14 protein-coding genes are annotated in these 12,288 nt (G+C 67.1%); 9 read left to right on the top strand and 5 right to left on the bottom strand.

Going from position 1 to position 12,288, the window contains the following annotated elements; translation table 11 throughout:
- The first annotated feature begins 23 nt into the window (after window positions 1-23).
- The 3 genes from N0B15_RS14815 (at window position 24) to N0B15_RS14805 (ending at window position 3,066) form a co-directional block, all read left to right on the top strand.
- Window positions 24-1,106 (top strand): glutamate--cysteine ligase, encoded by a 1,083-nt coding sequence (locus N0B15_RS14815; protein WP_263020493.1) that lies wholly within the window; start codon window positions 24-26, stop codon window positions 1,104-1,106.
- Between the two features lie 213 nt (window positions 1,107-1,319).
- Entirely contained in the window at window positions 1,320-2,342 is a 1,023-nt protein-coding gene (locus tag N0B15_RS14810; protein WP_263020492.1) for a lysylphosphatidylglycerol synthase transmembrane domain-containing protein, read from the top strand.
- 85 nt (window positions 2,343-2,427) lie between these two features.
- A complete protein-coding gene (locus N0B15_RS14805; protein WP_263020491.1) occupies window positions 2,428-3,066 on the top strand; it encodes a helix-turn-helix domain-containing protein in 639 nt (212 codons plus the stop codon).
- 56 nt (window positions 3,067-3,122) lie between these two features.
- On the opposite strand, the gene N0B15_RS14800 is transcribed toward N0B15_RS14805, so the two are convergent.
- Window positions 3,123-4,235 (bottom strand): M24 family metallopeptidase, encoded by a 1,113-nt coding sequence (locus N0B15_RS14800; RefSeq protein ID WP_263020490.1) that lies wholly within the window; start codon window positions 4,233-4,235, stop codon window positions 3,123-3,125.
- A 125-nt stretch (window positions 4,236-4,360) separates the two neighbouring features.
- Between N0B15_RS14800 and N0B15_RS14795 the strand changes: the two genes are divergently transcribed.
- Complete coding sequence (locus N0B15_RS14795) at window positions 4,361-5,209, top strand: COX15/CtaA family protein (RefSeq protein WP_263020489.1); 849 nt, start codon at window positions 4,361-4,363, stop codon at window positions 5,207-5,209.
- Here the strand turns inward: N0B15_RS14795 and N0B15_RS14790 are convergent.
- Entirely contained in the window at window positions 5,203-5,691 is a 489-nt protein-coding gene (locus tag N0B15_RS14790) for a metal-dependent hydrolase (protein ID WP_263020488.1), read from the bottom strand. The genes N0B15_RS14795 and N0B15_RS14790 overlap by 7 nt on opposite strands.
- Before the next feature lie 168 nt (window positions 5,692-5,859).
- Here N0B15_RS14790 and N0B15_RS14785 point away from each other — a divergent pair, with 168 nt between their 5' ends.
- The 3 genes from N0B15_RS14785 to N0B15_RS14775 all read left to right on the top strand — a co-directional run bounded on the left by N0B15_RS14785 (window position 5,860) and on the right by N0B15_RS14775 (window position 7,921).
- Window positions 5,860-6,450, top strand: coding sequence for an AsnC family transcriptional regulator (locus N0B15_RS14785; RefSeq protein WP_263020487.1), 591 nt, complete (start codon window positions 5,860-5,862; stop codon window positions 6,448-6,450).
- An 88-nt stretch (window positions 6,451-6,538) separates the two neighbouring features.
- Window positions 6,539-6,964 carry a CopG family ribbon-helix-helix protein gene (locus N0B15_RS14780; RefSeq protein ID WP_263020486.1) on the top strand — a complete coding sequence of 142 codons (426 nt, stop codon included), beginning with the start codon at window positions 6,539-6,541 and terminating at the stop codon, window positions 6,962-6,964.
- 285 nt (window positions 6,965-7,249) lie between these two features.
- Window positions 7,250-7,921 carry a helix-turn-helix domain-containing protein gene (locus N0B15_RS14775; RefSeq protein WP_263020485.1) on the top strand — a complete coding sequence of 224 codons (672 nt, stop codon included), beginning with the start codon at window positions 7,250-7,252 and terminating at the stop codon, window positions 7,919-7,921.
- A gap of 46 nt (window positions 7,922-7,967) precedes the next feature.
- On the opposite strand, the gene N0B15_RS14770 is transcribed toward N0B15_RS14775, so the two are convergent.
- On the bottom strand, window positions 7,968-8,183 hold the full coding sequence (locus N0B15_RS14770) for a hypothetical protein (protein ID WP_263020484.1): 216 nt from the start codon (window positions 8,181-8,183) through the stop codon (window positions 7,968-7,970).
- A 150-nt stretch (window positions 8,184-8,333) separates the two neighbouring features.
- Here N0B15_RS14770 and N0B15_RS14765 point away from each other — a divergent pair, with 150 nt between their 5' ends.
- Window positions 8,334-8,999 (top strand): uracil-DNA glycosylase family protein, encoded by a 666-nt coding sequence (locus tag N0B15_RS14765; protein WP_425494244.1) that lies wholly within the window; start codon window positions 8,334-8,336, stop codon window positions 8,997-8,999.
- On the opposite strand, the gene N0B15_RS14760 is transcribed toward N0B15_RS14765, so the two are convergent.
- Together N0B15_RS14760 and dinB are read right to left on the bottom strand one after the other, a co-directional pair.
- Complete coding sequence (locus N0B15_RS14760; RefSeq protein ID WP_263020482.1) at window positions 9,000-10,244, bottom strand: J domain-containing protein; 1,245 nt, start codon at window positions 10,242-10,244, stop codon at window positions 9,000-9,002.
- A 118-nt stretch (window positions 10,245-10,362) separates the two neighbouring features.
- Window positions 10,363-11,637: a DNA polymerase IV gene (gene dinB, locus N0B15_RS14755; protein ID WP_263020481.1), complete on the bottom strand. Its 1,275-nt coding sequence runs from the start codon at window positions 11,635-11,637 to the stop codon at window positions 10,363-10,365.
- A 190-nt stretch (window positions 11,638-11,827) separates the two neighbouring features.
- Here dinB and N0B15_RS14750 point away from each other — a divergent pair, with 190 nt between their 5' ends.
- Window positions 11,828-12,145: a transcriptional regulator gene (locus N0B15_RS14750; RefSeq protein ID WP_263020480.1), complete on the top strand. Its 318-nt coding sequence runs from the start codon at window positions 11,828-11,830 to the stop codon at window positions 12,143-12,145.
- Window positions 12,146-12,288: the final 143 nt, after the last annotated feature.

The following is a 12,288-nucleotide window of genomic DNA, read 5'->3' as shown; positions in this document are numbered from 1 at the left end:
ACCGGGGGCCGAAGCGGGGACCGATGGAACGCGGGTCGCCGGAATCGTTCACGCGGATGGGTACGCTGGGCATCGAAGAGGAGTGTTTCGTCGTCGACGAGCGGGGCCGACCCGCGAGCGCGACCGACGAACTCGTCTACGAGACGGAGCCACCCGAAGCGCTCGAGGGGAAACTCGACCACGAACTGTTCACGTTCGTCATCGAGACGCAGACGCCGGTGATCGACCACCCGAGCAACGCCCGCGAGGCGCTGCTCTCGGTCCGCGAGGCGCTCGTCTCCCACGCCGCGGCCCACGGCTACGGCATCGCCGCCGCCGGATTACACCCGCTCGCGAACTGGCGCGAACTCGAGCACGCGGACAAACCCCGCTACCGCGCCCAGCTCGACCGGATTCGCTACCCACAGCACCGGAACACGACCGCGGGCGTCCACGTCCACGTCGGCGTCGACGACGCGGACAAGGCCGTCTGGATCGCCAACGAACTGCGGTGGTACGTCCCGATCATCCTCGCGCTCTCTGCGAACTCGCCGTACTGGTGTGGCTTCGATACGGGTCTCGAGTCCGCGCGGGCGAAGATCTTCGAGGCGCTGCCGAACACCGGCATGCCGACGGCGTTCGCGGACTACGAGGCGTTCGACGCCTTCGAGCGCCGGATGGTCGAGACGGGGTCGATCAGCGACCGCGGTGAACTCTGGTACGACGTCCGCCCACACTCGAGTCACGGCACCGTCGAGATCCGCACGCCCGACGGGCAGGCCGACCCGGAGGTGGTGCTCGCGTTCGTCGAGTACGCCCACGCGCTCGTCTGCGCGCTCGCCGACGACTACGACGACGGCGTCTCCCCTACCGACCACCGGCGCGAACTGCTCGACGAGAACAAGTGGCGCGCGCTGCGCTACGGCCACGAGGCCTCGTTCATCGCACGCGACCTCGAGGGGACCGTCACGCTCGCGGAGGTCGTCGAGCGCGAGTGCGACCGACTGGGAGTCGACGGCATCCGTCGCGTCTTCGAGACCGACAGCGGGTCGACCCGCCAGCGCCGACTCCGCCGAGAGGAGGGTGACGACGCACTGTGTGCCTCGCTCGCACTCGAGACCTCGTGACGGTCGGGACGTGTCGGCCGGGCCGTCGGCGGTGGCCGCTCGAGTCACCCGGTCCGTTCGTCCACTCTCGCTCGGGTCCTCACCCCGTTTCCTCCGTTGTGTGCGAGCGCGGATCGATTCGTAAAAACTGATAACCATCCCACGTATATCGATGGTAGTGACAGTCGCCCTCCAAGATTGTGACGGACGAACGCCGCGCGTGGTGAGCGGCCGATGAAACGCCGAGCGGCGCTCGCGCTCGTCCTGGCACTCGGCGTCCTCGGCGTTCTCGTCCTCGCCGTCGGCTGGGAAGAGGTCTTCGAGGCCATCGGACGGGCCTCGCCGGAAACCTACGCGCTCGCGTTCGTGTCGACCGGCGTCTGTTTCGCCTGCCGCAGCGCGGTCTGGTATCGCGTGCTGGCCGTCGTCGACCAGCCCCGGCCGTACTGGCTGGTCGGGAGCGTCTTCCTGACGGCGTCGTTCGCGAAGTACGTCACCCCCTACGGACAGGTCACCTCCGGGGTCGGCGTCGCCGCAATCGTCAGCCGCTACACCGACACCGCCTACGAGGAGAGTCTGGCGGCGATCATCTCAGCCGACATCCTGAACTATCTCCCGTACTATACGTTCGGCTTTCTCAGCGCCGTCTACGTGGTCGTGATCTACTCACCGCCGGTCGACCTCGGGACGCACGCCCTCCCCATCGTCGCCCTGGTCGGCGTCATCGCGACCGTCGGACTCGTTCTCGCGACCCAGCGCGCCCTCGTACTCGGTGTGTTCTACCGCTTCGTATCACTCCTCCGGCGAGGCGTCGCCCGGGTCTCCGAGCGCGCCGCGGCCAGGCTCACCCGCGAGAACGTCGAGCGCAAACTCGAGGGCTTTTACACCACGCTCTCGCTCGTCTCTCGAGACCGGCGGTCGATGACGGTCGCGCTCGTCTACGCCCACCTCGGCTGGCTCGCACTCGCCACCACCCTCTACCTGAGCGCACTCGCACTCGACGCACCGGTCGCCTTCGGCGTCGCGATGCTCGTCCTCGCGGTGAGCAAACTCGGATTTCTGGTGCCGACACCCGGCGGTCTCGGCGGCGTCGAGGCGACCATCGCCACCGCGCTCGTCCTGTTGACGCCGACGACCGTCACCGTCGCGGCCGCCATCGCCCTGCTCTTTCGCTTCGCGACCTACTGGCTCACCGTCCTCGTCGGCGGCGGCACGTCGGTCGCACTCACCGTCACCGATCCGCTCCCGGCGGAGTGAGCCACGAGAACGCGCTCTCGGCGTCACAGGGGCGTGCCACAAAGGTTTATCCGCGCGGGTGACTTTGTCCTCACCGAGAGGACACATGGCTTCGGATGATACCAACGACGAGCGGGTAGACGACGCCGACGACTCGAGGGTGGGCGACGGCGAAGACGAGGAGATACCGGTCCACGTCGAGCAGCCAGACGATGCGGACGGACACCCTCGAGAGGGCGTCGGCGCGGCCGTCGAGGAGATCGACGGGCGGATCGTCGACGTACTCGCCTGGATTCTCGATACGGAGACCCGGGCGAAGATCTACGTCTACCTGCTCGCGAACCCCGCCTCGACGAGCGAGGAGGTCGCGAAAGGCACCGGTCTCTACCCGAGTACGGTACGAGAGGCGCTCGCCGAACTCCACGACGAAGAACGCGTCAGCCGGCACAAACGTGCGAGCGAGGGGGCCGGAAACAACCCCTACGAGTACACCGCCATCCAGCCGAGCGAACTCGTCGGCGGCGTCGTCGACCAGATCCAACACGAGTTGAACACCGTATTCACGCTCGACCGTCTCCTCGAGCGACGCACCGAGGACGACGCCTTCGGCGAGGACGTCGAACCCGTCCGGATCACCGTCGACGACGTCTCGAGTGAAGAGTCCGTTGACGGGAGTTCGGACGACGGTTCGGGCGGTCCCGACGAGGAGGACGGAAGCGACGAAGACGACGGTCCCGGACCGTAACGACGAGTGCCGACGGAGAGCAGACGACTTTTCTCCTCGAGCCAGCACCCGACGGCTCACCCGTCGCCGTGGTGGATACCGAGGATGCCGGGGCGCTCGAGTGTCCCCGCTGTATCGATCGCATCGACCTCGAGCGTCGGCCAGCCACCGGTCGCGGTCAGCGTCTCGAGGTCGCCGTCCTCGGTGAGGAGGTGGGTATCTTCGCTCTTTGCGCCCTGAATCGTCGGGTTCCAGGCGTAGGCCATCGGCGCGACGACGGGCGTCTCGAGGTCGGGCGTCGCGATCCACTCGCGGCCGGCGAACCCGGCCGCACCGCCCTGGTGGTGGTGTTCCCACTCGCCGTCGACGCCGACCGCCGCGTAGGCCTCCTGAATCGCGGCGAAGACGTCGCTCGCCGTGCCATCGGCCGCGGCGGTCTCTCGCGTGGCCGCGAGCGCCGTCGCCTCGACACGAGCGGCGTCCCGGTGACGGGACTCGAGCCACTCGGGCGGGTCGAAGGCGACGGTGCGGGTACAGCTCGCGTGGAGACCGTAGCGCTGGGCGGTGACGGAGACGAGTGCGTACGCACCGAGGTCGGTCTGCGTCGGCGTGTAGTGGCGGTATATCCCGGCGCGCTTCGAGCCGCCGACGAGGACGACGGGGGCTTCGATGCCGCGCGAGCGCAGGGCGATCGAGAGCGCGGCCGCGACCTCGTCTTCGGTGTCGTCGGGACGGAGTTCGCGACAGACCGATTCGACCGCGGCGGCGGTTTCGCGGCCGAGGTCACGGTAGCGCTCGCGGTCGCGTTCGGTGAGTGGCTGGCGAAGCGGCGTCGGATCGAGCGAGGCGAGGCCGGGAACGTCGACGTCCGCGGCGGCGGGACCGTCGACGGCGTCGGCGAGCGCCTCGGCGAGCGAAGCCGAGTACCACGGATAGGTCTCGACGGGCGTCTCGTCGGGCAGGTCGGGGAGTTCTTCGGCTTCGATCCGGTCGGCTTCGATCGTATCGGTCAGGACGCGTACCTGCGACCCGTCGTAGCCGACGGCGGCGACGCCCACTGGCGACTCGCGGTCGACGACGTTGTCGCCGCCGGTCAGCCAGGCGAAGGCGTTCGGCCGGGCGAACCAGACCGAGGTGAGGTCCTCAGCGTCGAGGAGGGCGTCGAGGCGCTCGAGTTTTGCAGCTAGCACGGACGGTGACTCGAGCGGAGGGTTCTTGAATCCGACGAAGGCGGTGGTGTCGACGGACTCGAGGCGGGCAGGCCGAACACGGGACCTTGAAGTACGGCCGTTCCTAACGGGCGCTCAGAGAACCCGTGTCGTTCGACACCCACACGTCCGACTCTCGAGGCCCCTCGTTCGGCCGGTTTGGCTTCCCGCACCTGCTCGCCGCCACGGTCGCGCTCGTCGCGGCGACGATACTGCTCGGCGTCGCCGCGAAGGCGACGGGGTCGGGACTCGCCTGTGACGCGAACTGGCCGCTGTGTGACGGCGGCATCCTCAACCTGTTCCCGGCGAACTTCCCGAGTTTCTTCGAGTGGATCCACCGCGTGGTCGCGATGGTCGCGGGCGTCTTCATCGTCGCCACCGCCGTCGTCGCCTGGCTGGGGGCGGTCACCGACCGACGGATCACCGCCGCGATCACCCTCGGCCTGGTCCTGACGCCGATTCAGGTGTTCCTGGGCCGGGAGACCGTCCTCTCCTACGAGTTGACGATCCTCTCGCTGCACTTCTGGACGGCCGTCGTCATCTTCGTCCTGTTCGTCGCCTCGGCGGTGCTCGTCTGGGCCGACCGGATCACGACGAGACACGTCTCGGGTGCGCTCGCACTGGGTGCGGCGATGGTACCGCTGCACGTCCTCCTCAGCCCGCTGTTCATCGGCACGTACACCTCGGTCATCCAGACGACCCAGTACGCCGTCGTCCTCACGCTCCTCGCGTCGGTCATCCTCGCCGCGATCGTCACTGCCCGCCGGTACGAGCGCCGTCGCGTCTCGGGTGTCGTCCTCTCGACGCCACTCGCCGCCCTCGCAGTGCTGGTACTCGGCCGCCGCTCGGTCATGGCGTTCGCACCCGCACTCGACGTCCTCTACGTCGTCGTCGCGGCTGGTTCGGTCGTGCTCCTCCTCGCCGGTGCCATCCTCACTCACCGGTACGGTCAGTAACTGATCGCGAGGACGGCGGCGAGCAACGCCACGGCGAGTCCGAGACCCAACAGTGCGTAGTTCGCGACCACGTTCGAGGCCCGTGTGAGCGAGACGCTGTAGCGACGGTTCGAGAGCGGCCAGAACGGACGGATACCCGCCGGAGTGAGCGCGTCGGCGAGGAGGTGTGAGAGAATCGAGAGCGAGCCCACGGCGAAGGCGAATCCGACCACACCGAGACCGGCGAACGCGACTCCCTCACCGACGAGCAGTGCTGCGACGCCAGCGAGCGCGACACCCACCAGAGCGGCGAACGCGAACGTGTGCGTCGGCCCGCGGTGCTCGAGCGCGGGGACCCGCTGGTCGTAATCCGGAAGCGTCGAGAGGGCGAGGACGGTCACACACCCGACGATTGCAGCGGGTTCGTACCCTGCAGACGCAACCACGAACCCGAGTGGTGCGTACACCAGGAGTGCAACACCGTAGTGTCCCGGCCGGTACATCACTCTCCGCGAGGACGTGCCGGAAAATAAACCCCCCGCCGAACGCGAGTCCGTGGCGAGACGACCGCGCAAATCCAGGCCGGTCGCTCGAGCGACTGACGGCTCGATCGAAATTCATCCCGAGTGACTGTCGAAAATTGTAAGCCATGTACGGTGCAACTTGTGGCTATGCGAACTCTAGACGAAACTGACCTCAACATCCTTCGCCTCCTGGTCGAAGACGCACGCAGGCCGTACAGCGACATCGCAGACCGTGTCGACGTCTCGGCACCGACCGTCTCCGACCGCATCGACCGCCTGAGTGAACTCGGCGTGATCAACGGCTTCACCGTCGACCTCGACCGAACGACGTTCACCGACGGTATCGACGTGCTGATCGACGTCGAACTGCGCGCCGGAACCGACGACCGCCTCGTCGACCGGGTCGCGGCTATCGACGCCATCGAACACGTCTTCGTGACGGCCGACGCCCGACTGCTCGCCGTCGCGACCGCACCGATCGGCCGCATCCGAGACATCCTCGCGGAGGGAATCGACCTCGAGTTCGTCGACTCCTACCGCGTCCACCTCGTCGAGGAGCGACGCTGGCAGCCGACGATCGGGAGCGCAGAACTCGCACTCAGCTGTGACGAGTGTGAGAACACCGTCACCAGCGAGGGCGTCTCGCTGCGCCTCGGTGGCGACCTGTATCACTTCTGTTGCCCGACGTGTCGATCGAACTTCGAGAACCGGTACGCGAGCCTCACCGAATCCGTCTGAGTGTCAAGCGAGCACGCGTCGACGCCGCGGCGAGACGGCACCCACGAAGATCACGGGAGTTTTCCTCGAGTACCGCCTACGGACAGCTATGCGGACGAGTCTCAACGTCCCCGACGAGATGATCGACGAGTTCGACGCGACGTGGCGCGCGGAGGGACTCGACTCACGGTCGCGTGCACTACGCGAGGCGATCTCAGAGTACGTCGAAACCCACCACCGACTCGAGTGTGCAACCGGGCCGGTCGCCGCTGCGGTGGTCTTCGATTACGAACACGACGACGTGATCGAGCGGCTGCACGACCTCCAGCACGAGTGGCAGTCGGTGATCGACACGACCAGCCACGTCCACCACGGCGAGTGGTGTCTCGAGACCGTGTTCTGTCACGGCCCGGCAGAGGACGTGCGCGAGTTCGTCTACAGTCTCAAGGACTTCGACGCAGTCAGTCGCGTCTCGGTGATGCTGTTACGCGCCGATCCGCCGTCTCGAGGCGAGGGTGAACGCGCGGGAGACTAGCCCGGTATCGTGAGACGGCCCACGGCCGGGTACCGCACCCGACAACGTGTACGTGGGCCACCAGGTGCGCCGACGGTCGGATAGTGGGGTCAGTCTCGAGACGTCCATAAAGCGCTTCGATATCTAAGGCGACCTTTCTTGCAGTGGACGAGCAATGTCTGAGTGACCAGCCTGTATGGAGTCCCCACGCAGACGTTCGTCGACGAACGCATCGACACCGGATGGTGACCGGAGCGCGCAGCCGGTTCACTCACGCCAGCGCGTCTCCAGGGTGGTGTCTCCCCGATGAGCGTCATCGCGAGCGTTACGATCCCCGCAGACGAGTTCCCGCTCGGTTCGCTCCTCGAGTCCGACACCGCTTCGACGGTGAGCGTCGAGTCGACGGTGCCGACGGACGAGTCGGTCATCCCGTACCTCTGGATTCCCGAACGGGCGACCGACGGTGCACTCGAGGAACTGGGTCGCGTCGACGTGGTCACGGACGCAGCCGTCATCGACGAGGTCGACGGCCACACCCTGGTTCACCTCGAGTGGGCCAGCGAAGTCAACGGCTTTCTCGAGTCCGTTCGCGAGACGACGGCGATCGTGACCGGTGCCGCCGCCACCGCCGAACAGTGGACGTTTCGGCTCCGCTTTCCCGCCTACGAAGGTCTCTCGGCGTTTTACACCCGCTGTCTCGAGCAGGACATCTCGGTCGAACTCGTCCAGATCCACGAGGCGATCGGTCCCGAAAACAGGCCGCGCTTCGGTCTCACGGAGGCCCAGCGAGAACTCGTCCTCGCAGCCTACGAGGACGGCTACTTCGACGTGCCGCGGCAGACGACGCTCGTCGACCTCGGCGAGAAACTCGAGGTGTCAGATTCGGCGGTCTCACAGCGACTGCGGCGCGGTCTGGCGTCGCTGATCCACTCGACGGTCGTCATCGGAGAGTCCGCCGATACCGACGTGCCGAAGTGACCGGCGGCAGCGGACGTATCCGCACCCCGAGAGCGAACCCGCGCCGTCAGTGTCCGTCGCCGTCGGACACCGAGGGTCGGGCGGTCCCGGTGTGTACACCCGCCCTGTCGACGGACGCGGTCTCGTCGCCTGCGGGCGTCGACTGCCCGCCCGTCGGCGTGTAGTGCTCGGCGACGTAGTCACGACCGAAGGGGTGTTTCAACAGTCCCCAGTAGACGAGCAGTCGGTGCAGGCGGAGGGTGAGGCGCGTTCGGAAACTCATCAGAGGAGACAGTCACCGAACCGGCTTATACCCTCGCCGCGTATCGAACGGTGAGTCGTCGTCACCCTGGACGACAGGTCGAGGTGGTGAAACGAGCATTCGACCACGAGACGGCGCGAGAGAGACCCTTGCCGGCGGATCGATTTCGTTATGCGGGGTGGACGCGTAACTCACCGCGTGAAGAACGTCACTGATCGACGGAGCAATCCGTTCGGAATGCGTCCTCCGTTCGAGCGACACGATCCTGACGCCCACCCTGCAGTCTTCGGCTACGGCGACGCCAACGCGGACTTCCACGTCATCGGCGACCACCCCGGCATCCACGGCGGTGAGACGACCGGCGTCCCGTTCACCGAGACCGAAGCCGGCCGCGCGATCGCCGCCCTCCTGCGGACGCTCGAGTTCGCCAGCGGTCCCGCCGAGCGGCCGACCCTCGAGAACTGCTTTCTAAACTACATCCACATGTGTACACTCGAGGGCGGACGGACGCCGACGGCGGCCGAGTACGACGAACTCGAGCGCTACTTCGACGCGGAACTGCGCGCGATCAACGCTCACATTCTGTTGCCGGTCGGCGAGCGAGCGACCGATCACGTACTCAGAGAGTACACGACCCAGCGCCACCGCTACGGGCCCGGCCTGGACGTGGCGGCGCTCCACGGCGTCGACATCCGCGGCCGCGGCTTTCTGGTGGTTCCGGTCCGCGAACCCACGGAGTGGGAAGCGGGCGACGAAGACACCATCGTCGCGGCGCTCGAGGCGATTCTCCGGTCGGACTACCGGCAGACGAAAGGCGTCGCGACGCTGATCGGCTGATCAGCGCCCGAAACGCTTGCGGATCGTCGTCCGGATCGGCAAGCCGAGTGCTCCGGCGACCGGCACGAGGACGTACGCGAGGAGGTCAGACGGTAGCGACGCGTATCCGACGGCGGCCAGCGCAAGCGCCAGCGCCGGCACCGAGACCGCGAGGACGAAGAGGTACGACGGCGACCAGCCCGGGAGCGCGTGCGTCCGGTGGACGACGACGCCGAACAGCAGCGGCATGAGGACGACCCCCGCGAGGAACGGGCCGCCGACGAGCGTCGTCGTGACCGCGAGCGCCAGGGCGAGCACGATCGTCTCGTCTATCGAGACCGGACCCCAGGTGTCCGCTCGCCAGCGCACGCGAGCGACGAGCAGTGCGAGTACCGATACGCAGACGACGCCGGCGAGCGCGCCGTACCACTCGAGCGGAGCGAGCGGTGGGTCGATCAGGTCGACCCCCGCGACGAATCCGGCGGCCGTCTCGACGCCGTGACGACTCTCGGTGAGCGTCGCCCACATCGTTCCGACGTCGCCGGCGGCCGTCAGCGACGCGAGGAGCGACTCGAGTGCGTTTCGGTTCTCGAGACCGAAGTGGGAGAGTCCGCCGAGGTAGATGGCCGTCGAGAGCCAGAGCAGCGGCCAGGCGACGTTCTGTCGGCGCCACCAGCGGACGAGCGCGTTGTCGCTCTCGCTCGATGCGCCGCGAGCGGAACGACGCCTCCGGCCCGTCGTCGTGCCACTCCCAGCTCCGGTTGCGCTGGAACCGGTCGTCGTGCCACTCCCAGCCGTCCCGGTTGCCGTGCCCGTCGCCGATCCGGTCGCCGTCGAACTGGTTGCGTTGCGCCGCGTGCGCCGGGAGCGACTCGAGGACGTCGACGTCTGTCCCGTCCCTGCCGTCTTCGTCCCCGTCGAACCCGCGGCCGTCTCCGTGGTTCCGGTGGCGTCGTCCTCGCCGACGACCCGCTTACGTTTGGTCTTCGTGGGGCGTTTCTTCCACGCGTCGGGGGAGGGCAGCCCCTTCGTGCGCTTTGCGACGTAGTCTTCGTGGCCGAGTCGGTCGTACGCCCGCCGTTCGACCGGGTCGCCGAGGATGTCGTAGGCCTTCTTCAGCGCGGTGAACTGTGCTCGTGCGCGCTCGTCGTCGTTCAGGTCCGGGTGGTAGATGCGCACCTGCTCGCGAAACGCCTGCTTGATGTCGTCCTGTGAGGCCTCAGAAGACACCTCGAGGAGGTCGTAGAAGTCGAAGTCCTCAGTCATGGAAGATCTGTCGTGTTTGGGGAGACCACGTTTCCCTCTCGGATTCGTCGGGGTATAATTTCAACGTTCCTGTCAGTCCCACCCTCCCGTCGGCGTTCGAGGAAGTTGGGTATTTCGGCTAGTCGTGTTCGTCGTTCGCGAAGTCGACGAGCGTCGACTGCCCCCCACGGCGACGCCCCGCCGACTGCTCGTCGGTGGAGACGGTGTCCTCACCCACCGGAACCGACGCCTCGCCGTCCCACCCTTCGAGACTGGTCTGTTCACCCGCGGCGAACTCGAGGTTGGCGAGGCGGACGCCGACTTTCCGGACGCGCTCTCGTTCGAACTCCGCGAACAGCGAGAGCGCCGTCCGCTCGACCAGGTCGGGGTCGTCGACCGGTCCCGGCAGCGAGTTCTCGCGGGTGTGAACGTCGTACGGCGGGGTGACAGCCTTGATGCCGATCGTCCGGTACAGTGCGCCCTCGCGGGTCGCCCGCTCGGCGACGGCCGCCGCGAGGGTGCGGATCGTCTCGCGTTTCGGTCCCGGCGCTTCGAGACTCGCGTCGAACGCCGACTCGCGCGAGAAACTCTTCGGCACCCCGGTCGGTTCGACGCGCCGATCGTCGACGCCGCGGGCACGCTCGTACAGTTCGCGGCCACGCTCGCCGAAGGCGTCGACCAGCGGCTTCGGGTCGGTCTCGGCGACGTCAGCCGCCGTCTCGAGACCCATCCGTCGCAGTTCGCGGGCGGTCACGGGACCGACGCCGTAGAGCAGGTCGACCGAGAGCGGGGCGAGAAACTCCCGGACCGCAGCCGGTTCGACGACGGTGAGACCGTCGGGTTTCTCGAAGTCGCTCGCGATCTTCGCGACGCTCATCGTCGAGGCGACGCCGACGCTGACGGTGACGCCGACCTCGCGACGGATGCGATCTTTGACGTGACGGGCGAACCCCTCGGCGACCGGCCAGGCGGTCCGCTCGCTCACGTCGAGGTAGGCCTCGTCGATGCTCACCTCGCGGACGACGTCCGCACACTCGTGGAGGATCGTCCGCACGTCGGCGGCGACCGACTGGTAAAATTCCATGTCGACCGGCCGGTAGTAGCCCGTCGCATCCTCGTCGAGGTCCGGCCGGTCGGCGCAGTCGGCTCGGCGCGGTAAGCGCTCGAGCGCGCTCGAGATGGCCTGGGCGCTCTCGACGCCGAAGGCGCGGGCCTCGTAGCTCGCGGTGGCGACGGCACCGACGGTCTCGTCGGCTTCGTAGCCCATGCCGACGACGACGGGTTCCCCACGGAGGGCGGGTTCGCGCAGTCGCTCACACGAGGCGTAGAAGCAGTCGGCGTCGACGTGGAGGACGATCGGCTCCGGCTCGTCACCGCCGTCGTCGACACCGGGCAGTCGAGCCCCCTCTCTCATACGATAGACGCTAGTTGGCGTCCAGCCTCGTGAACGTTCTGTCTCGAGCGAACGGCGGTCGGGTTCCGGACGGACGCACCGCAGTAACCAACACGTCGAGCGCTGTGCACAGGTGTCACTCAGATCCTCAAACAACAGAGAGTTATGAAAAACTCGATAGCATATGACGGTGGGGCGTGTGAAACTAGCCATGGCCCTTACACTCGACGATCACCTGGAGGCGGTGGCGAACGTCTACCGCCGGGAGATGTTACTCGCTCTGACCGACCACAATCCGCAGTTCGACCGCGCAGCACTCACCTACGGCTCGAACCAGCCGCTCGAGGACCGACAGGTGGCCCTCGAGATGGAACACGTTCACCTCCCGAAGCTGGTGGACATGGGGTTGATCAGATGGAACCGAGGCGAACACGAGGTGAAGAAGGGACCCGAATTCGAGAAGATCGAACCGCTGCTGGCGGTCTTACCCGGGCGGCGGAACAGTCTCGTCGACGACCAGTCGCCGTAGCTCCCGTCGTACCTGGTTTTCCCGGTAGTGAGACGGTGTGGGACGACGGAAAGTAGTGGTTTCGACGCACCTGCCGGTCCCACGAACGCTGTCACCGGGTGACAGCGATGGTACGGAAGAACACTGGTTGGGACCCAACTGCA

This window comes from Natronobiforma cellulositropha (genome assembly GCF_025629245.1).
Lineage (GTDB): Archaea > Halobacteriota > Halobacteria > Halobacteriales > Natrialbaceae > Natronobiforma > Natronobiforma cellulositropha.
This window is presented reverse-complemented; position numbering and strand designations above follow the sequence as displayed.